We start from the raw sequence: 25,816 nt of genomic DNA on the forward strand, positions 1-25,816 counted from the left end.
AAGGCAAATGAAGACCGTCAACCACTGGATCGGTGGCAAGACCGTCGAGGGCGCGTCGGGCAACTACGGCCCGGTCACCGACCCCGCGACCGGAGAGGTCACCACGCAGGTCGCGCTCGCCTCCGCCGAGGAGGTCGACGCGGCCGTACAGGTCGCCACCGAGGCCTTCCAGAGCTGGGGCCAGTCCTCGCTCGCCGCCCGTACGAAGGTGCTGTTCGCCTACCGCGCCCTGCTGGACGCCAACCGCGACGCGATCGCCGAGCTGATCACCGCCGAGCACGGCAAGGTGCACTCGGACGCGCTGGGCGAGGTCGCGCGCGGCCTGGAGATCGTCGAACTGGCCTGCGGGATCACCACGCAGCTCAAGGGGGAGCTGTCGACCTCGGTCTCCAACCGCGTCGACGTCTCCTCCATCCGCCAGCCGCTGGGCGTGGTCGCCGGCATCACCCCCTTCAACTTCCCGGCGATGGTGCCGATGTGGATGTTCCCGCTGGCCGTCGCCTGCGGCAACACCTTCATCCTCAAGCCGAGCGAGAAGGACCCCTCGGCCGCCAACAAGCTGGCCGAGCTGGCGGGCGAGGCCGGTCTCCCGGCGGGCGTCCTGAACGTCGTCCACGGCGACAAGGTCGCCGTCGACGCGCTGCTCGCCCACCCGGGCGTCGCGGCCGTCTCCTTCGTCGGCTCCACGCCGATCGCCCGCCACATCCACACCACCGCCTCCGCCAACGGCAAGCGGGTCCAGGCCCTGGGCGGCGCCAAGAACCACATGCTGGTGCTGCCGGACGCCGACCTGGACGCCGCCGCCGACGCGGCGGTCTCCGCCGCCTACGGCTCGGCGGGCGAGCGCTGCATGGCCATCTCCGCGGTCGTCGCGGTGGGTTCGATCGCCGACGAGCTGGTGGACAAGATCCGCGAGCGCGCCGAGAAGATCAAGATCGGCCCCGGCAACGACCCGTCCTCCGAGATGGGCCCGCTGATCACCGCCGCACACCGCGACAAGGTCGCCTCGTACGTGAAGGGCGCCGCCGACCAGGGCGCCGACGTGGTCCTGGACGGTACGGGGTACACGGTCGACGGCTTCGAGAAGGGCCACTGGATCGGCCTCTCGCTGCTGGACAACGTCAAGACCGACTCCGACGCCTACCGCGACGAGATCTTCGGGCCGGTGCTGTGCGTGCTGCGCGCCGAGACCTACGAGGAGGGCGTGGCGCTCATCAACGCCTCGCCGTTCGGCAACGGCACCGCGATCTTCACCCGCGACGGCGGCGCCGCCCGCCGCTTCCAGCTGGAGATCCAGGCCGGCATGGTCGGCGTGAACGTGCCCATCCCGGTGCCGGTGGGCTACCACTCCTTCGGCGGCTGGAAGGACTCCCTCTTCGGCGACCACCACATCTACGGCAACGACGGCATCCACTTCTACACCCGCGGCAAGGTCGTCACCACCCGCTGGCCGGACCCGTCCGAGGCGCCGGTGGGCATCGACCTCGGCTTCCCGCGCAACCACTGACGCCGCCCCGTCGTCCGACCGCTCGCCCTCCGCACCCTCACGCGGGGGGCGAGCCCCGTTCCGGCCGGGGCCCGGCCCGGCGCCGGCGCAGGACCCGCACGGTGAGGGCGGCCGCCGACAGGAGCAGGAGGGCGCCGACCGCGGGCCAGGGCACGGCGATGAAGTCCGTACCGGCCCGGGAACGCAGGTCCGGGTAGGCGGACGCGCCCGCCTCGACCCGGACGCGCACCCGGTCCGCTTGCGGGGCGTCCGGCCACGCCTCGGTGAGCTCGATCCGCTGGCCCGGGAGCAGCGTCAGTTTGAGGTCGCGGGCCGGCCGGTCCAGCACGGTCCGCCCGAACAGCCCCTGGGCGGACAGCGTCACCCGCGGCCCGACCACCACGTTGCCCCGGTTGACCAGGCTGTACGAGACCTTCGCGGAGGCGCTGTGCACCCAGGGCAGCAGCGGCGCGTCCCGGCTGACCCGCACGTCCTCCACGGACAGGCCCGCGGCGACCGGCCCCGCGACGCGCACGTACAGGCGGGCGCCGACCGAACGCTTCACCCCGACCTGGACCTTGCCGTCCTGCCGGATCCCCTCCACCGCGGTGTTCAGCGCCACGATCCCGCCGACGTGGTCACCCGGAGCGGCGTCCTCGGGGACCTTCACCGTGAAGGGGACGTCCTTGCGGCCCTTGGGCGGGACGGTGACCGTGGGCGCCGTCCCGGGCGGCAGGGTGGTCCAGGCGCCGACGTCCTTGGGCTCCGTCTCGACCGGCAGCAATGCGAAGGCGCCGCCGACCGGCGTGTTCACGGCGTCGGCGGCGAAGACCCGGAAGGTCAGCTCCTTGTCGGAGGAGTTCAGGATGGTCACGCTGTCGCTGAGCGTGGACCCGGCGGCGCCCTGGTGGAAGAAGTACGCCCGCTCCGTCATCGCAGCCCCGGGCGGCGGCGTCGGGAAGACCCCCCAGGTGCCGTTGTCGGCCGCGCTCGCGGCGGGCACGCCGAGCAGGAGCGGGGCGACGGGCAGCAGCAGGGCGAGGAGCAGGGCGAGGAGCCGCGCGCAGGGGGAAGGGGCGCAGGGCGAAGGGGTGCGGGGGCGCATGTCGGTTCTCCAGCTCTGGGCGGGCGCCTCGTTCTCGGACCGGAAGCTCTCGGAGGGTTCGAGGAACGGAAGGGTGGCGCGGCGCCCGGCCGCACCACCCTCCCGGCCGGGATCAGGCGATCGAGAAGGTCACGACCGACTGGTAGGTGTCGGCGAACATGAACGGCGGCAGCTGGAGCATCGCCGCGCCGCCCACCGCGAACTCGCCGCCCGTCAGCTCGTCACCGCCGGCCGCCTGTGAGGCGATCTTCATCGGGGTGTCCGTGATGGCCCCGGGCGCACCGGCGGTGCAGGCGCTCGGGCTGTCCGGGTTGGTCACCGTGCAGGACGGCTGGATGCCGATCTGCGCCTTGGCCAGGGAGTGGCCCGTGGAAGAGTTCAGGAACGGAGTACGGGTCGCCGTGACGTCCCAGCCGAGCGAACCGCCGCGGAAGTCCTGCACGGTGGCGGCGTTGAACGCGCCGAACACCGACTGCGCCTTGCCGTTGATGGTGACCGCGCCGAAACTGACGGCCGGCTGACCGTCCTTCGGGCCCAGGGCCAGCGCCCCGGGCAGCACCTCGACGTCGACGGGGTTCTTGACGCCCGCCTGGTCCTCGACGAACACGAACGACTTGTACGGGGTGACCGAGCCGTCGATCCTGATCGCGTCGGCCTTCTTCGTCACCGTCAGGCCGCAGGTGGCGGCGCCGGACGCGTCCGCCGTGCCGCTGCCGGTGTCACCGGTGGCCGCACCCGCGAGGAGCGCGGAGCAGGTGACCGGGCCGGCCGGGAAGTTGGCGCCCGTCACGGAGACGGCGGTGCCCGCCTTACCGCTGTTGGGCGTGACCTTGGTCGTCACCGGGTCCTTGGGCAGGGCCTCGACCGCGATCGAGGCGACGGAGGCGCTGGGACGCGGGTCCGGCGTGCAGGTGGTGGTGTAGACGGTGCCGCCGAGGTCGGCGTCCGTGACCACCTGGTCGATGGTGATCTGCAGCGTCGTGCCCTCGCTGCCGTCCGGGATGGTGAGGGTCCCGCTGAACGCGGGCGGGTCGGACTTCTTGCCGGCTTCCTGGTGGCTGGGGACCGCGGGGCTGGTGACCGTCTGGGCCACCCCGCCGACGAGCAGCTTCGCCTTGATGGTGTTGACCGTGTCGATGGTGAACATCGGGACGACCGGGGTCTCGCCCGGGTCGATGGTGATGGGCACGCTCTGACCGGCCTTCGCCGTGTCCGGCACCGTGATCGTGTAGTCCTGGGTGCCGTTGGCACCCGGCTGGGGAGCGGGGGCGACACACTTCACCGGCACCGGGGTCGTCTTGGTCGCGGCCTGGGCCGTCCCCGTCATGGCGACGACACTACCCGTCAGGGCCAGGGACAACGCGCCCGCCCCGGCCAGCACTCTTCGTCGGAACGTTGTACTCACTGGGTCGCGACTCCTTCGTCAGACGAACCCTCCCCCCACCCGCTGTGTGGGGGAGGACGAGCCGGTGCGGAGGCCGACATTGACGCGTCGCGGTGATGAGAAGTCAATGACTTGGCTTCCGGGGAAGCGCACACACATTGATGTCCCATCAGGGTCGGTGAGGGCGGGGTCTATTCGGCGGTGGGGGTGTGCAAGAGGAGGTTCGGGGTGCCGGCGGGGAGGCCGGTGATCCGGTCGGGGACGGCGCTGCGCAGCAGGGTCCGGGTGACCTGGGCGGGCGTCCTGCGGACTCCGTCCGCCAGGATCAGCGCGGCGACGCCCGCCGCGTGCGGGGCGGCCATGGAGGTGCCGGTGGCCCGGGCGAGGGCGGTGGCGGAGCCCTTCCAGGCGGAGGTGATGCCGACGCCGGGGGCGGAGAGGTCGACGCAGGCACCGTACGCGGAGAAGGCCGCGCGGTGGTCGGCGGTGTCGGTGGCGGCGACGGTGACGGCGTCGGGGACGCGGGCGGGGGAGCCGGTGCAGGCGTCCCTGCCGGAGTTGCCGGCGGCCACGGTGAAGGTGATCCCGGCGGCGATGGCCCGGGTGACGGCGGCGTCGAGGGCGCGGCTGCGGGTGCCGCCCATGCTCATGTTGGCGACGGCGGGCGCGGCGGCGGTGGCGGTGAGCGGCGCGGTGCCGTCGGCGGGGGTGGCGGCGGTGCCGCCGGCGGCACCGGGCGCGGTGCCGGTGCCCGCCGCCGCCTTCGCCGCCTTCGCGGCCTTGAGGGCGTCCCTCACCATCCAGTCGATGCCGTTCACGAGGGACGACAGCCGCCCGCTGCCCCGGCAGTTCGCCACCTTCACCGAGACGAGGGAGACCCCCTTCGCCACCCCGTACGTCGCCCCGCCGATCGTCCCCGCCACGTGGGTCCCGTGGCCGTTGCAGTCGTCGGAGCCCTCCAGCCACACGGCGTTGACGCCGGCCCGCGCGCGGCCCCCGAACTCCTGGTGCAGCGTGTTGATCCCGGTGTCGACGACGTACACGGTGACGCCCTCGCCCTTCGTGGCGTACGTGTACGAACCGTCGAGCGGGAGCTCGCGCTGGTCGATCCGGTCCAGGGCCCAGGGCGCGGGCTGCTGGGTGTCACTGGTCCGGAACTCCGTGTCCGGCTCGACGTACGCCACCCGCGGGTCGGCGGCGAGCTCGGAGGCGCGGGCGGCGGTGGTGCGGACGGCGAAGCCGCTCAGGGCGGTGTCGTAGACGGCCACGACCTCGTCGCCGGACGCGGCCGCCCCCGCGGCCATGGCGCGGGCCGCGGCGGCCGGCACGCGTGTGGCGCCCTCCTTGAGGACCACGACGTAGGGGGCGGTGGGGGCTTCGGGGGCCGGAGCGGTGGACAGGGCGGCCGTCGTCAGCAGGGCGGCGGCCGGGAGCAGCGCGGTGAGTGCGGTCATGCCGCGATGTTCGGCCGGGTGGGGGGCGGCCGCGCGGGGGGTGCGCCGAGTGGCCCCCGACACGCCGCCGCAGGGGTTACGGGGTGTCAGACAGGGGCCAGCCGCGCATGGCGAAGACGCCCTCGTCGCGGGCGCCGGCGGAGGCGTACGTGGCCAGGGCGGCTTCGTTGTCGGTGTCGACCCCCACCCACATGCCGTAACAGCCGCGCATCCGGGCCTCGTCGGCGAGTGCCAGGGCCAGCTGCCGGCCGATGCCGCGGCGCCGGTAGCCCTCGTCCACCGAGAGCTCGTACAGGCACATCTCCGTGCCCTTGTCGGGGTGGCTCATCTCGACGCCGGAGACCATGCCGGCCGGGACGCCATCGACGTAGGCGATCAGCATCAGATGTCCGGGCGCGTCCAGGAACCGCAGCGCCCACTCTTCCCGCACGGGCCCGTCGAACAGCCCTTCGGCGGCGACCAACTCGGCGACGGTCCGCGCCTGACGGATCTCCATGCGGACGATGATAGGCCGTCACGGCCCCGCCGCAGCCCCGGCGGGCGGGCCCCGCTACGTTGGCCCACGGCGGCCCGGCGGCTCGGTCGCTCGGCGCTGGGACGGCCCGGCGAGGGAGCAGTGGAGCGGCCTGGCCGTGGGACGGCTCTGCCGCCCGCCGAGTCGCCCCACCCCCAGCGTGCCGACCGCCCGGGCGGCAGGCGTCGACCCCCCCCGCAGTGGCGTGGTCCGGACGGCCGGGCGGGCCACCGCCCCGCCGGGGTGGGCCGCCGCTGTGCCGTACGGCGCTCGTGTCGCGCCGGCGGCTGCACCGGCGCGGTGACGTGGCCGCGCCCGGCACGGTCTGCCGCCGCCCCCGGAACCGCCGGGCCGGGGGCCCGTCGGGTCGGCCCCGGTGCTGCTGAACGGGATGTTCCGTCCGGCCCCGCACCGGTCCGGGGCGCGGGCGGGGCGGGCGCGCTTCGTCAGGGGCCGGTCAGGGCCCGGCCAGGGCAACGGCGGCGGCGTAGCCGGGTGGGGCCGTCAGGTCGCGCAGGGTCCAGCCCGTCACCTGGGCCGGGATGGCGCCCGAGCCGACGTACGGTTCGGCCACGCCACGCGCGAGGCCCGCGCCCGTCGCCTTGAGGACGGCCTCCTTGCGGGCCCACAGCCGGCCCAGCGCCTCCGGGCGGTCCGCCTCGGCCAGCGCCGTGAGTTCCGCCGTTTCCGCCGGGTGCAGGGTGCTCATCACGTCCGTCACCACCGCAGGGCCCGGAGTGCCCTCCACGTCCACCCCCACCGGTACCGCGGCGAACGCCAGGTACGCCACCCCCGCGGTGTGCGACAGCGAGAAGTGCAGCCCGCCGCCCGCCACCGCGGGGCGGCCGTGCGGACCGCCGCAGCAGGGGCACTCCTCGCGCATCAGCGGTACCGCCTCCGGTGCCTGCCCGAGGTAACCGCCGAGCAGCGCCCGCAGCCCCAGGTGGGAGGCCAGGTAGGCGTGCCGGTCAGTGGCCCGCACCAGCCGTCCGGCCCGCTCCCGCTCCGCCGCGTCGAGTACCGCCGCGGCCTCTTCCACCGGGTGCCCGGCCACCACGCTGCGGCCCGTGTCCAAGGCCCACACGATCACGGCCTCGCCCTCGGGCGGCGGGCCGACGCGCGGTAGGTCACCGCCGAGTTGGTTCACGTACACCGTCACCTGACGAGGGTAGACGAGGCCGCCGCCGCCCTCCGCGCCCCGGTTGCCCTCGTGCCTCCTCCGCCGCACCGCCGTTCCAGGGGGAAACACCGTGCACAGTGCCACCGTGACACCGCAGGACGACCGCATCCGCTGGGTCGAACTGCCCGGGGAGGAACCTGCGCGCGTGTACCTCCACGGCCTCGGCTCCACCTCGCCCGCCTACTTCGCGGCGGCGCCGAGGTGATCGCCCCCAGCATGGGCGGTGCCGTGGCCAGCGTGCTGGCTACGCGCCACCCCCTCCCCGGAACCGAGGCTTCGCCCGCGCCACCGCCGAGGCACTGCGCCCTGCCTGGCGTCGCAGACCCCGGCGCACCGGACGCTGCCTGACGGGCCGGTGGCTTCCCCGCCTCGGCGGCCGCCGGCGGACCGGCAGGGGCTACCGCGGGGCGGACGCCCGCACCACCGGGGGCGTCGTCCCCTGGGATATGAGGCCGCCCGGGGACGGCGTGCCGTCGGTCCAGGCGTAGACCCGCTTGCCGCGCACCGCGACCTGGTACTGGTAGTGGTCCCGGCACTCGGGGCGCGCATCGGCCCGGGTGTCGCCCGGCCACCACCGGGCGTTCAGCTGCGGCCCCCGCACCTTGTGCGGCGTCCCCGCAGCGCACTGCGGGCCGTCCAGCGGGGTCGCGCCGAGCGTGAACCGGATCAGCCGGGCCTGGCCGTCGGTGCGCGCCCGAACCCGTATGTCGGTGGCGTCCTTCGGCACCCAGCTCGGCAGGGCGAAAGCCCGGTCACCGCGCGTGTGCGCCTCGGCGGCGGTCGCGAAGTGCTTCCCCTTCTCCTTGAACAGGCTCTCGTTGAAGGACTCGGACACCGGGTTGGGCGGCAGATGCGGCAGGGCGAGGGCGGCGGTGGTCAGGACTCCCGCTGTGGCGGCGACGAGGACGAGCGGACGGCGGTTCATATCCACAAGTGTTCGCTCGCAGGACCCGCTCGCGCGTCCCTCCGCAGAACGAACCAGAAATCTGCCGGAAGTCTGACGGGGCTCATACCTGAGAGCGGTGGCCGCCCCCCGAGCGCCGCCCGCCCCTACGCGATGCGCTCACCTCCTGCCCCTCCCCGGCGTCTTCGCGATGCCCGCGCGATAAGAACGGCCCCGGTCACCGCCTTGGGGCCCGCAGTCCCCGACCGGCCGGCGGCCGCTGACGGGCCGCCCCGCCGAGTGACACGAAGTCATACCTGAGGCGTACACGGCCGGCGACGCCCCCCATACCCGGGACGGAGTGCCGCGTTAGAACAGCCGTAGCGGCCGCCCGTTCCGCGCGCACCGCCCGCAGCGACCCCCCGGAGAACCGCCTTGCGCCTCGTCACCCCCCTCCTCGTCTCCGCGGCCGCCGGTCTGCTCGCCCTCACGCCCCCCGTCGACAAGCCGCAGGTCCTCAGTGACTGGACCCAGCCCGGCGCCGCGAGCTACGACGCCTGGGCCGACGCGCGCGCGAACCGGCGCGACTGGGCCGCGTACGACTTCGACTGGACGACGGACTACTGCACCACCTCGCCGGACAACCCGTTCGGCTTCCCGTTCCGGATGGCCTGCGCCCGCCACGACTTCGGCTACCGCAACTACGGGGCCACGGGCCGCTTCCGCGCGCACAAACCGCGCCTGGACGACGCCTTCCACGCCGACATGAAGCGCGTGTGCGGCCACTACGCGGGGGCGCGCAGGGCGTCCTGCCTGAGCACCGCCTGGACCTACTACCAGGCCGTCAAGGCCTTCGGTGTCGGCGACCCGGGCACCGCCGTCGCCGAGGACGCCGTCACCCCTGCCCCCTGAATCCCCCGGACGCGCCAGTGTGCTGTGCCCCGCGACCAGGCGGACACAGCACACGTCACCGCACTGCTTCTGTACCTCTGTACTTCTCCTGCGCCACGGGCCGGAGGGTCAGGGGCGCTTCATGCCGTTCGCGGCGACCATGGGGCTCGCGGCGCCCTTGGGGCCGGCGGCGGGTTTCACGGCCGTCGCGAACTTCTTGCTCCGGAGCACCACCGGCGTCGGGGTCGTCTGCTGGGTCCAGGCCTCGTCCCAGAGGAACGTGGTGCCTTGGACGTCGCCGTGTGTCTGCCACACGGTCCCGTTCACCGTCACCGCCTTGACCCAGGCATTGCCGTCCCGCACCTCGATGGCGATGCCGCAGACACCCGCGGGGTAGTTCGGGTTCGCGGGGTCGTTCATGGTGGCCGTGGCGTTGGTGAGGTCCTGCCAGACGATCGGTCCGCCCAGCGGGGTCCCCCTGCCCACGTACGTCTTGCCGCCGGTGAGCACGGCCTGGAAGTCCACCGCGTCCCGTGCTGCGAGGGCGTCGATGTCGGCGCACGGCCCGGTGGCACCCGCCGGCCCGGCCGGTCCGGCGACTCCCTGGGGGCCGGCCGGTCCGGCCACGCCCGCAGGCCCCGCGGGTCCGCCGGGTCCTGCCACTCCCTGGGGGCCGGCCGGTCCGGCCGCACCCGCCGGTCCCGCCGGGCCGGCGGCACCCGGGGTCCCTGCCGGACCCGTGTCCCCGGTGGCCCCTGCCGGACCCGTGTCACCCGTGGGTCCCGTCGGGCCGGTTTCGCCCGCAGGGCCGGTGTCACCCGTCGGCCCGGTGTCGCCCGTCGGTCCGGGGGGACCCTCGGGGCCGGTCGGTCCCGTCGGGCCCTCACACCTGTCGTCGTGGGCCGCCTTCTTGGCCGCCGGCTGACCGGGCATCATCTTCTCGGCGCCCGGCTGTCCGAGCCGCGTCTGCTGGTCCTGCCCCGGCGGCGGGCCGTCCTCGTGGTGGTGCGGCGGCCGCCCCTGGCAGTGGTCGTCGTTCGCGGCCATCGCACCCGACAGACGGATGCCGGCTGCGGTCGTGGCGTGCGGCGCCATGGCGATCGCGGGACTCGCGATTCCCGTCAGCAGCAGGGCGAGCGACGCGACGACGCCGCCTTTCAGCCAGGTGCCGCGTTGGGGAAGCGGTCCGAGACAGGACCGGTTCGTGGGCCCAGGACTCATTCGTGTGCTCCTTGTCGAGCAGGATCAAGTGGTGTGGGGGAGACGGGTTCCCGCTCCCCCTGCCGTCTTCGGAGTCCTGATGCGGTGACTTGAGGCTTTTGTCGGTCGATTAACGGATTGGCCTACAAGCCCACCTCCAACGGCCGCACGCCCCCGGCAACCCGCCCGTGCGCCCCGGCGTGCCGCCCACGGTCGTCCCGGACCGGTGCCTAAGGTCGCATGTCGCCAGGTCGCCCGGCCCGACCCGCACGAAATGGTGATGCCGTGAAGAAGCCGTCCATCTGCCTCTGCATGATCGTCAAGAACGAGTCGAAGGTCATCGAACGGTGCCTCGCCTCCGTCCGCGACCTCGTCGACACCTGGGTCATCTCCGACACCGGCTCGACCGACGGAACCCAGCAGCTCATCCGCACGGCGCTCCACGGCATCCCGGGAGAACTCCACGAGGAGCCCTTCCGCGACTTCGGCCACAACCGGAGCCTGAACATCGCCTACGCCCGCGGCCGCGCGGACTACCTGCTCCTGCTCGACGCCGACCTGGTCATCCGGCGCGACGGCCCGCTGCCCCCACTGACGGCCGACTCCTACATGCTCCGCCACGAGGGCCCGACCGAGTACCGCATCAAGCGCCTGGTCCGCGGCGACCTGCCCTGGCGCTACGAGGGCGTCACCCACGAGTACCTGACCGCCGACCAGGACCACTCGCAGGAGAACATGGACGCGCTCGTCATCGAGGACTACGGCGACGGCGGCTCCAAGCACGACAAGTTCGAACGCGACGAGCGGCTGCTGAGCGCCGAGATGGAACGCGACCCCACCAACGCGCGAACGGTCTTCTACCTGGCGCAGACCCTGCGCGACATGCGCCGCACCGACGAGGCGATCGCCCTGTACGAGCGGCGCGCGCAGATGGGCGGATGGGCCGAAGAGGTGTACTTCGCCCTCCTCCAGTCCGGGATCCTGCGCGCCGAATCCGGCGACTGGCCGTCCGCCATGGACGCCCTCTCCCGCGCCTGGGAGTCGCGCCCGCAGCGCCTCGAAGCATGCTACGAACTGGTCAGCCGACTGCGCCGGATGGGCCGGTACCACGCGGCGCACGCCTTCGTCCGGCTCGCGCTGGGGAAGCCGCGCCCGGACGACCTGCTCTTCATCCAGCCGTGGGTGTACCGCTGGGGGCTGCTGTTCGAGTACTCGATCACGGCCTACTGGGTGGGCGAGTACGCCGCTTCCCTCGAAGCCTGCGACCGCCTGCTGGAACTGCCCGACCTCCCCGAGGCCCACCGCGAGCAGACGCTCACCAACCGCGAGTTCGCCGTCCGCCGACTCGCCCCGCTCCCCGAACCAACCGCGGCGAGGTCGTGACCCCCGCCGCCCGGCGGGGCCGGCCGGGGGCCGCCGGACCGGGCCGACCGGGCCTGTAGTGCCGGTGCGGCGGGTGTCCAGCGCCTGTGCAGTGGCTGTAAATGACACACGCCGGGTACGGACCGGCGTGCCGCGCCCCGGCGCGCCGGGCCCGCCGGCGGGCGTGCCCACGGCTTGCACGGAAGCCCTCCGCGGTGGGAGGGCTTCGACCGTGTGGAAAGAGTGCCCCCGGCAGGACTCGAACCTGCGGCCAAGTGCTTAGAAGGCACCTGCTCTATCCACTGAGCTACGGGGGCCGGAAGGTGGCCGTGGTGGCCTGGAGCCCCTGGGTGGGGGTGGGACTGTGGTCCGTGCCGGGTCAAGGATAGGGCTCCGGTCGCCTTGTCCCGGTTGCTTCACCCGCGTGCCACGATGTGGAGGTTCGGTGAAGCGGTCCGATAATCGCAGGCAGGTGCGATTCTCGCATCGCTTTTGCGCCGCGCCGCCCCTGGGTGTTGTGCACTCGTTATGCCTGCGTCCCACTCGTCCGCCGTGTCCATGATGTCCCGCCGGAGTCGCGGTCGGCGCGCAGAGGGCGTATAAGCTTCAAAAATGGCCTTAAATTGGGCATTCTTCGCATGTGGTGACCTTGGATGTTCGGCCTCAGCTGCTCGATGCCCTGTCCGCCCTGCGCGACCGGGTCGCGTCCGTGCGTCTGCCGCTGCCCCTGCCCGGCGCCCCGCGCGCCCGCCAGACGAGAGCCGAGCTGCTCGCGCAGCTCGACGACTACCTCGTACCCCGGCTCAAGGCGCCCGAGGCGCCGCTGCTCGCCGTCGTCGGCGGGTCCACCGGGGCCGGTAAGTCCACCCTCGTCAATTCCCTCGTGGGCCGCCAGGTGAGTGAAGCCGGTGTCCTGCGCCCCACGACGCGCATCCCCGTGCTCGTCTGCCACCCCGACGACCACCACTGGTTCGCCGGTATGCGGGTCCTGCCCGACCTGACCCGCGTATGGGCGCCGCCGGACGAGGAGGACGTACGCCCCACACCCAGAAGGACGAATCCGCGCGGACATCACCACGCCACCCGCGAACTGCGCATCGAGACCGTCTCCACCCTCCCCCGGGGCCTCGCCCTCCTCGACGCCCCCGACATCGACTCCCTCGTCGTCGAGAACCGGACACTCGCCGCCGAACTCATCTGCGCCGCCGACGTCTGGGTCATGGTCACCACCGCCTCCCGCTACGCCGACGCCGTCCCCTGGCACCTCCTGCGGACCGCCAAGCAGTACAAGGCCACCCTCGTCACCGTCCTCGACCGGGTCCCGCACCAGGTGCTCGCCGACGTCTCACGGCAGTACGGGGCCCTGCTCACCCGGGCCGGGCTGGGCGACGTACCGCGGTTCACGGTCCCGGAACTGCCCGAGTCCGCCGGCGGGGGCGGGCTGCTGCCGGCCAGTGCCGTCGCGCCGCTGTTCGAGTGGCTCAGCCACCACGCCACCGACCCGGCGGCCCGCCAGTACGCCGTCGGGCGCACCGCGCTCGGCGCGCTCGACTCCCTGGGCCGGCGCATGCCGGAACTCGCCTCCGCCGTCGCCGCCCAGCACGCCGCCGCCGTACGGCTGACGGCGGCCGTGGAGGACGCGTACAAGCGCGAGGGCAGGCGGGTGCGCAACCGGCTCGACCGGGGGGCCGTCCTCGCCGGTGACGCCCTGACCCGCTGGCGCGGCTACCCCCTGGACACGAGCGCCGACGAACTGCTCGACTCGCTGGCCGAATCCCTCGCCGCACTGCTCCAGTGCGCCGTCGCCGCTGCCGACGAGCGGATCGCCGACGCCTGGCGGCGCGAACCCGCCGCCGCGGCCCTGCCCCTGCCCACCCCCGACCGCGAAGCGGCGGAACGTATCGGCATGGCCGTACGCCGCTGGCGGCGCGTGCTGGAGGAACTCGCGGAGGACGAGGTGGCACAGCTCGACCGGCAGCCCGCGCCCGACCCCGACGGCGTCGCAGCCCTCCTCGTCTCCGCCCTCCTCGGCGGCAAACGGGCCCGGCCGGCCGGGGAGAAACTCGCCGAACGGATCGGCGCACAGGCCGCCCTGCGCCTGCGAGACCGGGGCGCGGAACTCGTCGGCGACCACCTCGACCAGGTCCTGCGCGCCGAACGCGACCGCCGGCTCGCCCCGCTGGAAGCCCTCGAAGTGACCCCCGAACCACAGGCCGAGCTGATCGCCGCCTTGTCCGTACTGCAGAAGGAGAGGTGACACGGTGGGCGCCTTGACCGACCGCAGCGAGGAACGCTGGGACGACGGGTTCATCGCACGCTCGCGCCCCAAGCCCACCGGCGAGGGCCCGGACGGCGACGACGGCGACGACGCCCTCGTCCGGGCCGTCTCCGGAGCCGGCAACGACGGCGGCAAGGCGCCCGCGCCCCCGCCCAGCCCCGAGGCTCAGGCCCTGCGGACCCGCCTGGACGCGCTGCGCCAGCTCGTCGGGCTCTCCCGCACCCGCATCCTCGACGGCAAGAGCCTCGCCGAGGCCGGCCGCGTGCTCGACGAGGCGGCCGCGCGGCGCGGACTCTCCACCCAGCACACGGTCGTCGCGATCGCCGGAGCCACCGGGAGCGGGAAGTCCACGCTCTTCAACGCCCTGGCCGGCGTACAGATCTCCGAGACGGGACTGCGCCGCCCGACCACCGCCGCGCCGATCGCCTGCAGCTGGTCGGACGGGGCCGCCGGACTGCTCGACCGGCTGGAGATCCCGGGAAGGCTGCGGCGACGGCCCCGGGAGACCCCGGAGGCCGAGGCGCTGCGCGGGATGGTCCTGGTGGACCTGCCCGACCTGGACTCGGCGGTCGTCGCGCACCGCGAACACGTCGACCGGGTCCTGGCGCTGGTCGACGCGGTGGTGTGGGTGGTGGACCCGGAGAAGTACGCCGACGCGGTGCTGCACGAGCGGTACCTGAGACCGCTGGCCGGCCACGCGGAGGTGACGTTCGTCGTGCTGAACCAGGTGGACCGGCTGCCCGCGGACGCCGTCGACCTGGTCCTGGACGACCTGCGGCGGCTGCTCGACGAGGACGGCATGGCGCTCGGCGAGCACGGCGAACCCGGCGCCACCGTCCTCGGCCTGTCCGCGCTGACCGGCGAGGGGGTCGGGGAACTGCGCGAACTCCTCGCCCAGTTCACCCAGGAGAAGGGCGCCGCGACCCGGCGGATCTCCGCCGACGTCGACCGGGCCGCGACGCACCTGTATCCGCTCTACGTGGCCGACGGGCATTCCGGCCCCGAGATCGGGGAGGCGGCGCGCGCCGCCTTCGAGGACCGGCTCGCGGAGGCGGTCGGGGCGTACGCCGCCGGGCTCGCCGCCGAGCGGGCCTGGCGGCGCAACGCCGGGAAGGCCTGCGGGACGCCGTGGCTGCGGCTGTGGCGCTGGTACGAGAGCAGGCGCGCCCCGCGCTCCCTGACGGGGCTGGCCGCCCTCGCGGCGATCGGGCGCTCCCCGGGGGCCGGGCCGGCGCCGGCCGAGGAGGAGGTCACGGCCCGGCAGCGGGTGGAGCAGGCCGTACGGACCGTCGCGGACGAGGCGGCCATCGGGCTGCCCGAGCCGTGGGCACAGGCCGTACGGGAGACGGCGGTGCGCGGGGCCGAGCGGCTGCCGGAGGCGCTGGACGAGATCGCGGTGACCCTCGGCGCGGCCGTCGCCGTCCCCAGGGCCAAGCCGCCGCGGCCCAAGTGGTGGCCGGCGGCGGTACTGACGCAGGCGGCCATGACGCTGCTCCAGATCTTCGGCGGTGCGTGGCTCACCGGGCAGATCATCGGGGTCCTGGAGCCGCGCCTGTTGCCGCCGGTGCTGCTGATGGTGGCGGGCATCGTCGGCGGGCCGCTGGTCGAGTGGGCCTGCTCGATGGCGGCGCGGGGACCGGCGCGCCGGTACGGGCAGGACGCGGAGCAGCGGCTGCGGCAGGCGGCGGCCGGGTGCGGGCGGGCGCGGGTGCTGGAGCCGGTCGCGGCGGAGCTGCTGCGGTACCGGGAGGTGCGCGAGCAGTACGCGACGGTGGCGCGGTTGTCCACAACCCACCAGTAATCCACAGGCCCGAGCGGGACCGGGGGCGGCGGGCCAGCATGGTCGTACCTCGTGCGGATGGTCCGGGCGGGGGAGCGGGATGCGGGGAAGGGAAGCGGGGATGAACGACACCCTGGTGACGCTGGTGGGCCACGTGGCGACCCAGATCGACTTCAAGGAGACGCCGGCGGGTCCGTCGGCGAGGTTCCGGTTCGCGGTGACGCCGCGGTATTTCGACCGGCGCAAGGAGGCGTGGGCCGACGGCTCCACCAGCTTCTACACGGTGTGGGCGCGACGGACGCTGGCGCTGAACCTGGCCAGTTCCGTTTCGGTCGGGGAGCCGCTGGTGGTGCACGGGCGGCTGCGGGTCCGGGACGACCCGCCGGACGGGGACGGCGTGCGGTGGTTCTCGGCGGACATCGACGCCGTCGCCATCGGACACGACCTCAACCGCGGTACGGCGGCGTTCCGCCGGGTCGTGAGAACGGACGTGTCCCTGATGGATCCTCAGAAGGCGGCGGTGGTCTGAATGTTCGAGGGGGCTAAGATCACCCGGTACTCACGGGCACCTGGGCCTTCGGCCCGAAGGGGAAGACTGTGTCGATCGCTGTTCCCGCATCCTCCGTTCCTGCTCCCGCCGTTGTTCCTGCGCCTGACCCTGTCACCGGCGAGCCGCCGGCTCCGCCCGCCCCGTCGGCGGCGGGTGTTCCGGTTCCGTCGGCCGGTGTTCCGGTTCCTGTCGTCGGGCGTGCTTCCGTACGGGCCTCCGCGCGGCGGCCGCTGGCGGTGGCCCTGCTGGCCGCGGCCCTCAGCGCCGCGCCGGGAGCGGCGGCCGCGGCGGATTCCGGTTCGGCGTCGGAGCGGGCCCCGGGGGGCGCGAGCGCCGTGCTGGACGGGTTGAAGACGTTCGGGCAGGCGGTGCTGCGCGGCGGGGACGGATCGGTCCGGCAGATCCCGGCCGGACTGTACGAGATGCGCGTCGACGGCGGCGGGATGCTCCAGACGTACGGAGTCGGGGTGGCGGGCTTCGCGCAGCCCGAGGCCCGGTACACCGAGAGCGGGTGGGGCGGGACCCCGCTCGCCGCCAACCAGGACGCGGGCCGGATCCGCTGGGTGCTGGAGCACTCCTACCCGCAGCTCAACGACCTGGCCGGGCTCGCGAAGGCGGCCGGGGCCGGCTCGCTGACCGCCGAGAGCGCGGCGGCCGGGACCCAGGTGGCGATCTGGCGGCTGGCCGACGGTGCGCAGGTCGAGGCGGCGGACCCGGCGGCGGAGAAGCTGGCCGGCTACCTCCAGCGGGAGGCGGGCCGGCTGCCGGAGCCGCCGGCGTCGCTGGGGCTGGACCCCGGTGAGGTGTCCGGTCCGGTATCGGGGCCCACGGGCGCCCGGCTGGGGCCGGTCACGGTGCGGACGGGCGCGCAGAGCGTGACGGTCACCCCCGACGCGGCGGCCGTGGCGATGGGGGTGCGGGTGGTGGACGCCGAGGGGCGGCCGCTGACCACCGCCGGCAACGGGACCCGGCTCTACTTCGAGGTGCCTGCGGGCACGCCGGACGGGCACGCCTCGGTCACCGTCCAGGGCTCCACCCGGGTCCCGGTCGGGCGGGTCTTCGCCAACGGGATCCCGGGGCAGGCGCAGATCGTGGCCGGCTCCAGCGCCGCCGCGACGGCCGCCACGGCGACGGCACTGTGGCCCTCGCCCGGGGCGACCCCGATGGGTGGGGCGGCGGCGGTGACGCTGTCCGTGCCGCAGGACTCCGCCGACGGGGAGCGCCTGGCCACCAGCGGCAGCTCGGCGGCGACCCCGGTGATCGCGGCCCTGGCCGTCGGCCTCGTGGTCCTGGGCGGCATGGTGGTCCTGCTCCTGCGCAAGCGCCCCCTGGAGGGCGAGGAGGACCCGCGCGAAGGGGCTTAGGGCGCGGCACGCAGGGCGGCGGCCTGACGTGGAGCCGGGGCGGCGGCCGCCCCGCGGAGCAGCGGCCCGCGGTCGGGGGTCGGCCACGGCGCGCGGTGTGCGGCCGGATCCGGCGGCGTGGCCCCGGGAGAGGGGGCGGTGTGGCCGGGAGGTGCCCGGCTCCCGCCCGCGCGCCGGTGGCGCCCGTGCCGTGGATCGCCGCCTGGGTTGCGGGGGTGCCCCGGAGCGCCGGGCGGGCCCGCCCGGGGTGTGGATGCGGCGGCCCGGGCGGGCCGGAGGCGGCGCGCCGCCGCATTTCGGGCAGGGCCCGGGGGTGTGCGGTGCTCGGTCCGTACGGCGGGGAGGCGGGCCCCGCCGAACGGCGCGCTCGCCCGGTGGCGGGCGCCCCGGTGTGTGCGGCGGCGCAACAGAGGGGCCGCCGTGTGGACGCCGGGTGCCGGGTGCCGGGCGAGCGGGGATGGGCCGGCTGCTGCTGGGCGGCCCGGACGCCCGCGGGGGGACGGGCCACGGCCTCGACGGGGCCCGGGGCTCCAGACCGCTCGGCCGGGTGGGGGTCCGGGCGTAGGGGACGCGTGTAGGGGGTGATTCGGATCAGGGTTGCCGGGTAGGCGGTGGCAATGGGTGATCAGAAGCTGACCTGGCAAGGCGCGCTCGCGCGGTGGGACCGGCGGCTGTTCGACGCGGTGGCGCAACGGCACTGGCCGGGGGCCGACCGGGTGCTGCCGCGCCTCGGGCGGGCCGCCAACCACGGCGTCCTGTGGGGCGGGGCCGCCGTCGCGATCGGCGTGTTCGGCTCGACCCGCTCCAGGAAGGCAGCCCTGCGCGGCGCGGCCTCGCTCGCGCTGGCTTCGGCCACCATCAACACCGTCGGCAAGTGGTCGGTGCGCCGCGCCCGCCCGCTGCTGGACGGGGTGCCCACCGTGCGCCGGCTGACCACCCAGCCCTGGACCACCTCGTTCCCTTCGGGCCACTCCGCCTCCGCCTTCGCGTTCACCACCGGGCTCGCGCTGGAGGCCCCGGGGTGGGGCCTGGCCCTCGCACCCGTGGCCGCCTCGGTGGCGTTCTCCCGGGTGTACACCGGGGTGCACTACCCCTCCGACGTGGCGGCGGGCGCCGCCCTCGGCGTGGCCGCCGGGCTCGTCGTGCGCCGGCTCGCGCGGGGCGTGGAGGACGCGCGGGTCGTGCCGGGCGACGAACGCAGGGTGGTCGGGGCGCCCGCGCTGCCCGACGGGGCCGGGCTGACCGTCGTGGTGAACACCGACTCGGGGACCGCTGCCCGGGCCGGCCTGGACTCCGTACTGGACCGGCTGCCCAAGGCGGAACTCGTCGAATGCGCGGGCCCCGACCTGCCCGCGGAACTGGCCGCGGCGGCCTCCCGCTCCAAGGTGCTCGGCATCTGCGGCGGAGACGGCACCATCAACGCCGCCGCCACGGCCGCCCTGCGCGCCGGGATCCCCCTCGCGGTGTTCCCCGGCGGCACCCTCAACCACTTCGCCCTCGACCTCGGGCTCGCCGGGGCCGAGGACACCTGCCGCGCCCTGGCCGCCGGGCACGCGGTCCGCGTCGCCGTCGGCCGCTTCAGCCCCGGCCCCCGCCCCGCCCCGCGGGACGCCGGCTCGGGGGAAGGGTCCGGCGAGGGGCGGCACGCGGAGTCCGGCTACTTCCTGAACACCTTCAGCGTCGGCGCCTACCCCGAACTGCTACGGCACCGGCTGCGCTGGGCGCCCCGGATCGGCGGCGGCCCCGCCGCCCTGCTGGCGGCCTGGCGGGTGCTGCGCGCCGAGCACCCCGTGGCGCTGCGGCTCGCCGGCCGCCCCCGGAAGGTCTGGCTGCTCTTCGCGGGCAACGGCACCTACCACGGCACCGGCCCCACCCCCCGCCGTCGCGACAGCATCGGCGAGGGCCTGCTCGACGTACGCATGGTCTACGGCGGCGGCCGCCCCGGCCCCCGCCTCCTCGCCGCCGCCTTCGCCGGCCCCCTGAGCCGGTCCCCCGTCCACACCGCGACCAAGCTCCGCAGCTTGCGCATCGCCGACATCCCCGAGGGCACGCCCCTGGCCTACGACGGGGAGTACGCCCACGCCCCCTCCGCCCTCGTCCTCGACGCGCTGCCCCACGCCCTCACCGTCTACCGCCCCCACTGAGGACCTGCGCCCCGCCCCCGGCCGCCTGCGCCCGCCCGCGCCCCGCACCCCCGGCCGGGGGAGCCCGTCTCACCCCGGCGGCGGGGCGACTCCCAGGTCGGCCCGCATGGCGCCGCGCATGACCATCCACTGCTCGTTGGCCTGCAGGAGAGCGGTCCGCATCTCCTCGAACGCGCCCTCGGGTGCGCTGTCGGCCTCCTCCAGGCGCAGCACCCCGTCGTAGATCGCCGCGAGGGTCCGCGACATGGAGTCCAGCTCCGCCAGTACCGCGTCGGAGGCTGCCATCTGCGCCTCGGCGAAGGCCGCGTGCATCGCATGACGGGCCTCCTCCAGGACCGTCCGCGCTTCCACGGTGACCTCCGCCCTGTGGACCAGCCACAGGTACTTCATGAGCTCGATGCGGTAACGGCGGTAGCCGGAGTTCGAGGTCACGTAGCAGGCGCGCCGTTTGTCCAGCTCGGCTGCCCGCTGCTCGCGGGCCCACTGGGCGTCCGCCGCGCGTTCCTGGCGCTCGAAGCGGTGCGATTCGGTGCGCGCGACGAGCCGCTGGGACAGGACGGGCGCGAGGAGCGTGCCCGCCACCGCGATGGTCGTGCCGGCGAGCGCCAGCAGGGCGTTGTCCATCCGTCCTCCCCCCGCCCCAGCTCAGGGGGCTCTGACCTACCCATTCGCCCGTGGGTATGGACGTCAGGCAAGATGGGGTGTATCTGCCCACCATCGATCTGCCGGACGGTTTCTCTTGGCTGAGTTCATCTACACCATGCGCAAGACGCGCAAGGCGCACGGCGACAAGGTGATTCTCGATGATGTCTTCTTGAACTTCCTGCCCGGCGCCAAGATCGGTGTGGTCGGCCCGAACGGCGCCGGCAAGTCCACCGTTCTGAAGATCATGGCGGGCCTGGAGCAGCCGTCCAACGGTGAGGCCTACCTCTCCCCCGGCTACTCCGTCGGCATCCTCATGCAGGAGCCGAAGCTCGACGAGTCCAAGACCGTCCTGGAGAACGTCGAGGACGGTGTCGGCGAGATCAAGGGCAAGCTCAACCGGTTCAACGCGATCGCCGAGGAAATGGCGACGAACTACACCGACGAGCTGATGGAGGAGATGGGCAAGCTCCAGGACGACCTGGACCACGCCAACGCGTGGGACCTCGACGCCCAGCTGGAGCAGGCCATGGACGCCCTGGGCTGCCCGCCCGGCGACTGGCCCGTCACCAACCTCTCCGGTGGTGAGAAGCGCCGCGTGGCCCTCTGCAAGCTGCTGCTGGAGGCCCCCGACCTGCTGCTCCTCGACGAGCCCACCAACCACCTCGACGCCGAGTCGGTGAACTGGCTGGAGCAGCACCTGGCCCAGTACAAGGGCGCCGTCGTGGCCGTCACCCACGACCGCTACTTCCTCGACAACGTCGCCGAGTGGATCCTCGAGCTCGACCGCGGCCGCGCCCACCCCTACGAGGGCAACTACTCCACCTACCTGGAGAAGAAGGCCGAGCGCCTCAAGGTCGAGGGCAAGAAGGACGAGAAGCGCGCCAAGCGCCTCAAGGAAGAGCTGGAGTGGGTCCGCTCCAACGCCAAGGGCCGCCAGGCCAAGTCCAAGGCCCGCCTCGCCCGCTACGAGGAGATGGCGGCCGAGGCCGACAAGATGCGCAAGCTCGACTTCGAGGAGATCCAGATCCCGCCGGGCCCGCGCCTGGGCTCGATCGTGGTCGAGGTCAACAACCTCTCGAAGGCGTTCGGCGACAAGGTCCTCATCGACGACCTGTCCTTCACGCTGCCGCGCAACGGCATCGTCGGCATCATCGGCCCGAACGGCGCCGGCAAGACCACGCTCTTCAAGATGATCCAGGGCCTGGAGGCCCCGGACTCCGGTGAGATCAAGGTCGGCGAGACCGTCAAGATCTCGTACGTGGACCAGGGCCGCGCCAACATCGACCCCAAGAAGACCCTCTGGGCGGTCGTGTCGGACGAGCTGGACTACATCAACGTCGGCAACGTCGAGATGCCGTCCCGTGCGTACGTCAGCGCCTTCGGTTTCAAGGGCCCGGACCAGCAGAAGCCGGCTGGCGTGCTCTCCGGCGGTGAGCGCAACCGCCTGAACCTCGCGCTCACCCTCAAGCAGGGCGGCAACCTGCTGCTCCTCGACGAGCCCACCAACGACCTCGACGTCGAGACCCTGGGCTCGCTGGAGAACGCACTCCTCGAATTCCCCGGTGCGGCCGTGGTCGTCTCCCACGACCGCTGGTTCCTGGACCGCGTCGCCACGCACATCCTGGCGTACGAGGGCGAATCCAAGTGGTTCTGGTTCGAGGGCAACTTCGAGTCGTACGAGAAGAACAAGGTCGAGCGGCTCGGCCCGGACGCCACGCGTCCGCACCGTGCCACCTACAAGAAGCTGACCCGAGGCTGAGGTCGGAGGTCATGGCCAGACACCACTACCGGTGCCCGCTGCGCTGGGCGGACATGGATGCCTTCGGGCACGTCAACAACGTCGTCTTCCTCCGCTACCTGGAGGAGGCGCGCATCGACTTCATGTTCCGCTTGGCGCCGGGGGAGGGCAGTGAGTCCTTCACGGGCGGCTCCGTCGTCGCCCGGCACGAGATCGACTACAAGCTGCCCCTCGTGCACCGGCACGAGCCGGTCCTCATCGAGAGCTGGGTGACCCGGATCGGCGCCGCGTCCCTGACCATCCGCTACGAGGTCAAGGACGAGGCGACCGAGGACGCACCGGAGACGGTCTACGTGCGTGCCGAAACCGTGGTCGTGCCGTTCAACCTCGCCGAGGGGCGGCCCCGCCGCATCACGGCCGAGGAGAGGCGCTTCCTGGAGGAGTACCTCGACGAGCCCGTGGCGGCGGGCGCCCCGAAGCACCGTGAAGGGCGCATCGCGGCATGAACGGGCAGTTGCGCTTCGCCGATTCCGGGGAGGCGGCGGACCTCGCCGCCTTCCTGGGCCGGCTGGTGCACTACGACCGCGCCGCCGCCGTCCGCCTGCAGGCCCGGGCGGAGGGCGGCGCGCTCGCCGTCTTCGGGCGGCCGCCGTCCTTCGACGTCCTGGCCATCCGTACGGTGCGGCTCGCCGTACCCGTCGGGCGGCCGCTGGACCTGACGGTGTCCGCCGGTGAGCTGCTGGAGTCCGTGGACGAGGACGCCGCAGGTGCCGTCGTCCCGCAGCCGGTCACCGGGCCGCCGTGGGCCGGTGTGCTGCCGCCCCGGGGAGGCTGGGAGCAGGTGCCCGGGCTGCCGGGCACCGACGCCATGCGGGCCGCCGTGGCGGGGGCCGTCGCGGAGTTCCGCGCCCGGGACGAGGCCCTGCCCCCGCAGCACCGGACCCGGTCCGAGCGCGACCGGATCGGCCGCGACATCTGGTCCCGCACCCTCGGTGACACCGAACTGCCGCTGCGCGCCGTCCACGCGGCGCAGTCCCTCGGCTTCCTGCGGCCGGTCCGCACCACGGTCCCGGCTCAGGCGGCGGCCGCGGGGCGCCCCGAGCCGGTGGCGCTGTTCACCTCCGGCGGCTGGCTCAGGCTGCGCACCCCGTACGGATCCGTCGCCATGCGGCGTCCCGGGCGGACCGGGGGACTCGGGGCCCTGCTGGTCCGGCCGGTCTGAGGCCCCTCGGCCCGAGCTCCGTCGGCCAAAGCCCGTTGATCAGCCAGGGTTCGTCAGCCAGTGTTCGTCGGGCAGTGCTCGTCGGGCAGTGTTCGTCAGCCAGTGCTCGTCAGGCAGTGTTGATCATCGAGGCGGCCGCGTAGGTCAGGTACCGCCACAGCTGGGCCTCGTGCTCCGGCGCCAGCCCCAGCTCGTCCACCGCCACCCGCATGTGGCCCAGCCACGCGTCGTGCGCGGCCGCGTCCACCTGGAACGGCGCGTGCCGCATGCGCAGGCGGGGGTGCCCGCGGTTCTCGCTGTACGTGGACGGCCCGCCCCAGTACTGCATCAGGAAGAGCGCGAACCGCTCCTCGGCCGGACCGAGGTCGCCCTCCGGGTACATCGGGCGCAGCAGCGGGTCTTCGGCGACGCCCTGGTAGAAGCGGTGGACGAGCCGGCGGAAGGTGGCCTCGCCGCCCACCAGCTCGTAGAAGGTCTGCTCCTGGACCGTGCCCTGCGGATTGTCATTCACCCGACCATCGTCTCAGACACCCGGACGGAGGACCGGGGTCCTAGGACCACCACCCGTGGCCGGGCCGACGACCACCGCTCGCCTTCGCCGCCGACCGGCAGGACAGTGGAGGCATGGGAGCACACACCACAGGACGGGACGTGCGCGAACTCGCGCACGCCGCCCAGGTGCGGGAGCTGACCGCCGCCGGGGTCCTGCAGGACCCGCACTGGCGGGCGGCCTTCACGGCCGTGCCCCGCCACGTCTTCGTGCCGTACTTCTGGACCGGCCGCGGCGCCGGGCACGAGCGGCTGTGGGGCGAGGACCCGGACCCCGAGCGGCGGGCCCGCTGGCTGCGGGGGGTGTACACGGACGCGCCCCTCGCGACCCGGCTGCGCGACGGCGAGCTGCTGTCCTCCAGCAGTCAGCCCTCCCTGATGGCCAAGATGCTGGAGTCGCTGGAGGTGCGGGACGGGGACGACGTACTGGAGATCGGCGCGGGCACCGGCTACAACGCGGCGTTGCTCTGCCACCGGCTCGGCGACGAGCACGTCACCACCGTGGACCTCGACGAGGAGATCACCGAGTCCGCCCGGGCCCACCTGGTCCGGCTCGGCTACCGGCCGACCGTGGTCACCGGCGACGGGGCGCGCGGCTGTCCTTCCCGCGCCCCCTTCGACCGGATCCTGGTGACCTGCACGCTCCCGCTGATCCCGCCGGCCTGGCTCGGCCAGTGCAGGCCCGGCGCGCGCATCCTGGCCCCCCTGTCGACGGGCCTGATCGCGCTCACCGTCCGCGACGCCGACTTCGCCGAGGGCCGCTTCCTGCACACCCCTGCCTACTTCGTCCCCCTGCGCGGGGCCACCGCGGCGGCGCCGCCCTCCGCGGCCGCTCAGGAGGCGCTCCCGTACGAGCTGGTGGAGAACGAGCGCTTCCAGTTCATGCTGATCCTCAGCGCGGGCGCGCTGCACCCGCGGGAGGGGCTGGACCTGTGGCGCCGGGAAGGCCGTCCCGGCCGTGAGCGGTTCGGCGTGACGGTCACCCCCGAGGGGCAGTGGTCCTGGCTGGACGACCCCCAGGGCCCGTACGTGTGGCCGCTGGGGGAAGCCGCGTCGGTCTGAGTCGCGCGGGGCTCAGCCGCGCCGGACGGTGATCGTCGTCCAGGCGCCCACGTGGACGCGGTCGCCGTCGGCGAGGGGGATGGGGACGTAGGGCTGGATCGGCTCCTCGCCGCCGTTGATCGTGGTGCCGTTGGTGGAGTTCTGGTCCACCACCGCCCAGCTGCCGTCGGGCTGCTGGACGAGGACGGCGTGCTGGTGGGAGACGCCCGGGTCCTCCGGGGGGACCGACAGGTCGATGTCGGGGGACTCGCCCGTGGAGGCACGGCGGCGGCCGATGGTGACCTGGCCGCCGGAGAGCGGCAGGTGCTGCTCGGGGGAGTAGGCGGGGAGGTTGAGCCCCGCAGCCTCGGGGCCGCTGCGCTGCATCATCGCCATGAAGTACGAACGGTCCGGGCCGATCGTCGCGCTCCAGGAACCGCCGCCGCCCTGGGAGGGGAAGGGCTGCTGGGGCTGTTGCCCGGGCTGCTGCTGCGGCGCGTACTCCTGGTGGTGCTGGGGCTGCTGGTACTCCTGCGGCGCCTGCTGCTGGTAGTGCTGTTGCTGCGGCGGTGCGTACTCCTGCCGGAGCGGCTGCTGCTCGTGCGCCGGCGGCGGGAGCAGCCAGTCGTCCTCGCGCTGGAGCGGCTCGGCCGGCCGGTTGACCCGCGACGGGCGGGAGCCCTGGTACTCGAAGTGGTCCTGGGAGAAGGTCGGCGGCGCCGGTACCGGCGGCGGGGGCACGGGCGCGCGGCCCGGGCCCGCCGGCCCGTCGGGCGCGAAGGAGGGCGGGGTCGGCGTACGGGTCAGGAAGTTGAACCGGCACTCCTCGCAGAACGGCGCCATCGCCTCGCGCGGCGTGCGGCACTGCGGGCACAGCTCGGCCTGGGCGGTCGGCTCGCCGGCCGTGGGAGGGTAGCCGTAGCCGTAGGAGGGCGCCTCGGGAGCGCTCGTAGCGGCAGCCATGCGGTGGCCGCAGACCTCGCACCAGTCGTCGGAGGCGGACTGGTGTCCGTTCGGGCAGGTCGGCATGGCGACGCTTCCCCCTT

Annotated in this window: 22 protein-coding genes and 1 tRNA gene; 12 read left to right on the forward strand and 11 right to left on the reverse strand. The window is 74.0% G+C overall.

The genetic code is table 11. From position 1 onward, the window contains the following. The first annotated feature begins 7 nt into the window (after positions 1–7). Positions 8–1,507 (forward strand): CoA-acylating methylmalonate-semialdehyde dehydrogenase, encoded by a 1,500-nt coding sequence (locus OG861_RS20410; RefSeq protein ID WP_329195351.1) that lies wholly within the window; start codon positions 8–10, stop codon positions 1,505–1,507. Between the two features lie 37 nt (positions 1,508–1,544). Here the strand turns inward: OG861_RS20410 and OG861_RS20415 are convergent, their stop codons facing one another. The 6 genes from OG861_RS20415 to OG861_RS20445 form a co-directional block, all read right to left on the reverse strand. Beyond that, the gene (locus tag OG861_RS20415) at positions 1,545–2,591 is read right to left on the reverse strand and encodes a WxL protein peptidoglycan domain-containing protein (protein ID WP_329195349.1); all 1,047 of its coding nucleotides are present in this window, start codon (positions 2,589–2,591) and stop codon (positions 1,545–1,547) included. A gap of 112 nt (positions 2,592–2,703) precedes the next feature. Further along, a complete protein-coding gene (locus tag OG861_RS20420; RefSeq protein ID WP_329195348.1) occupies positions 2,704–3,996 on the reverse strand; it encodes a hypothetical protein in 1,293 nt (430 codons plus the stop codon). A 170-nt stretch (positions 3,997–4,166) separates the two neighbouring features. After that, positions 4,167–5,429, reverse strand: coding sequence for a S8 family peptidase (locus tag OG861_RS20425; protein ID WP_329195346.1), 1,263 nt, complete (start codon positions 5,427–5,429; stop codon positions 4,167–4,169). A 76-nt stretch (positions 5,430–5,505) separates the two neighbouring features. Beyond that, positions 5,506–5,925 (reverse strand): GNAT family N-acetyltransferase, encoded by a 420-nt coding sequence (locus tag OG861_RS20430; protein ID WP_329195344.1) that lies wholly within the window; start codon positions 5,923–5,925, stop codon positions 5,506–5,508. 475 nt (positions 5,926–6,400) lie between these two features. Further along, positions 6,401–7,102, reverse strand: coding sequence for a 4'-phosphopantetheinyl transferase family protein (locus tag OG861_RS20435; protein WP_329195342.1), 702 nt, complete (start codon positions 7,100–7,102; stop codon positions 6,401–6,403). A gap of 418 nt (positions 7,103–7,520) precedes the next feature. Beyond that, complete coding sequence (locus OG861_RS20445) at positions 7,521–8,048, reverse strand: hypothetical protein (protein WP_329195340.1); 528 nt, start codon at positions 8,046–8,048, stop codon at positions 7,521–7,523. Positions 8,049–8,441: 393 nt separating this feature from the next. Between OG861_RS20445 and OG861_RS20450 the strand changes: the two genes are divergently transcribed. Beyond that, entirely contained in the window at positions 8,442–8,918 is a 477-nt protein-coding gene (locus OG861_RS20450) for a phospholipase (RefSeq protein WP_443056507.1), read from the forward strand. 108 nt (positions 8,919–9,026) lie between these two features. On the opposite strand, the gene OG861_RS20455 is transcribed toward OG861_RS20450, so the two are convergent. Further along, the gene (locus OG861_RS20455) at positions 9,027–10,118 is read right to left on the reverse strand and encodes a hypothetical protein (RefSeq protein ID WP_329195338.1); all 1,092 of its coding nucleotides are present in this window, start codon (positions 10,116–10,118) and stop codon (positions 9,027–9,029) included. Between the two features lie 264 nt (positions 10,119–10,382). Between OG861_RS20455 and OG861_RS20460 the strand changes: the two genes are divergently transcribed. After that, positions 10,383–11,480, forward strand: coding sequence for a glycosyltransferase (locus OG861_RS20460; protein WP_329195336.1), 1,098 nt, complete (start codon positions 10,383–10,385; stop codon positions 11,478–11,480). Between the two features lie 223 nt (positions 11,481–11,703). Here OG861_RS20460 and OG861_RS20465 read toward each other — a convergent pair. After that, a tRNA-Arg gene (locus OG861_RS20465) sits at positions 11,704–11,776 on the reverse strand. 332 nt (positions 11,777–12,108) lie between these two features. Here OG861_RS20465 and OG861_RS20470 point away from each other — a divergent pair. From OG861_RS20470 to OG861_RS20490, 5 genes are all read left to right on the forward strand, one after another. Further along, entirely contained in the window at positions 12,109–13,716 is a 1,608-nt protein-coding gene (locus tag OG861_RS20470) for a dynamin family protein (protein ID WP_329195334.1), read from the forward strand. A 4-nt stretch (positions 13,717–13,720) separates the two neighbouring features. Continuing rightward, complete coding sequence (locus OG861_RS20475; RefSeq protein WP_329195332.1) at positions 13,721–15,538, forward strand: GTPase; 1,818 nt, start codon at positions 13,721–13,723, stop codon at positions 15,536–15,538. A gap of 100 nt (positions 15,539–15,638) precedes the next feature. Further along, on the forward strand, positions 15,639–16,046 hold the full coding sequence (locus tag OG861_RS20480; protein ID WP_329195329.1) for a single-stranded DNA-binding protein: 408 nt from the start codon (positions 15,639–15,641) through the stop codon (positions 16,044–16,046). Between the two features lie 257 nt (positions 16,047–16,303). Then, positions 16,304–17,431, forward strand: a complete 1,128-nt coding sequence (locus OG861_RS20485; protein WP_329195328.1) for a TQXA domain-containing protein — start codon at positions 16,304–16,306, stop codon at positions 17,429–17,431. Positions 17,432–18,048: 617 nt separating this feature from the next. Beyond that, positions 18,049–19,575 carry a bifunctional phosphatase PAP2/diacylglycerol kinase family protein gene (locus tag OG861_RS20490; protein ID WP_329195326.1) on the forward strand — a complete coding sequence of 509 codons (1,527 nt, stop codon included), beginning with the start codon at positions 18,049–18,051 and terminating at the stop codon, positions 19,573–19,575. 69 nt (positions 19,576–19,644) lie between these two features. Here OG861_RS20490 and OG861_RS20495 read toward each other — a convergent pair whose 3' ends face one another. Then, on the reverse strand, positions 19,645–20,199 hold the full coding sequence (locus OG861_RS20495) for a hypothetical protein (RefSeq protein WP_329195324.1): 555 nt from the start codon (positions 20,197–20,199) through the stop codon (positions 19,645–19,647). Positions 20,200–20,314: 115 nt separating this feature from the next. Between OG861_RS20495 and ettA the strand changes: the two genes are divergently transcribed. From ettA to OG861_RS20510, 3 genes are read left to right on the forward strand one after another with little or no spacing between them, the layout of a single operon-like run. Next, the gene (gene ettA / locus OG861_RS20500; protein WP_329195322.1) at positions 20,315–21,979 is read left to right on the forward strand and encodes an energy-dependent translational throttle protein EttA; all 1,665 of its coding nucleotides are present in this window, start codon (positions 20,315–20,317) and stop codon (positions 21,977–21,979) included. Between the two features lie 11 nt (positions 21,980–21,990). Next, positions 21,991–22,464: an acyl-CoA thioesterase gene (locus tag OG861_RS20505; RefSeq protein WP_329195320.1), complete on the forward strand. Its 474-nt coding sequence runs from the start codon at positions 21,991–21,993 to the stop codon at positions 22,462–22,464. Next, positions 22,461–23,180 carry a hypothetical protein gene (locus tag OG861_RS20510; protein ID WP_329195318.1) on the forward strand — a complete coding sequence of 240 codons (720 nt, stop codon included), beginning with the start codon at positions 22,461–22,463 and terminating at the stop codon, positions 23,178–23,180. The genes OG861_RS20505 and OG861_RS20510 overlap by 4 nt, the downstream gene beginning before the upstream one ends. Positions 23,181–23,289: 109 nt before the next feature. Here OG861_RS20510 and OG861_RS20515 read toward each other — a convergent pair whose 3' ends face one another. After that, entirely contained in the window at positions 23,290–23,691 is a 402-nt protein-coding gene (locus OG861_RS20515; protein ID WP_190182506.1) for a globin, read from the reverse strand. A gap of 113 nt (positions 23,692–23,804) precedes the next feature. Between OG861_RS20515 and OG861_RS20520 the strand changes: the two genes are divergently transcribed. Further along, positions 23,805–24,791, forward strand: coding sequence for a methyltransferase domain-containing protein (locus OG861_RS20520; protein WP_329195314.1), 987 nt, complete (start codon positions 23,805–23,807; stop codon positions 24,789–24,791). A gap of 12 nt (positions 24,792–24,803) precedes the next feature. On the opposite strand, the gene OG861_RS20525 is transcribed toward OG861_RS20520, so the two are convergent. Beyond that, the gene (locus OG861_RS20525) at positions 24,804–25,799 is read right to left on the reverse strand and encodes an FHA domain-containing protein (protein WP_329202193.1); all 996 of its coding nucleotides are present in this window, start codon (positions 25,797–25,799) and stop codon (positions 24,804–24,806) included. Between the last annotated feature and the right edge of the window lie 17 nt (positions 25,800–25,816).

Origin of the sequence: Streptomyces sp. NBC_00539, assembly GCF_036346105.1 — a bacterium.
Classification (GTDB): domain Bacteria; phylum Actinomycetota; class Actinomycetes; order Streptomycetales; family Streptomycetaceae; genus Streptomyces.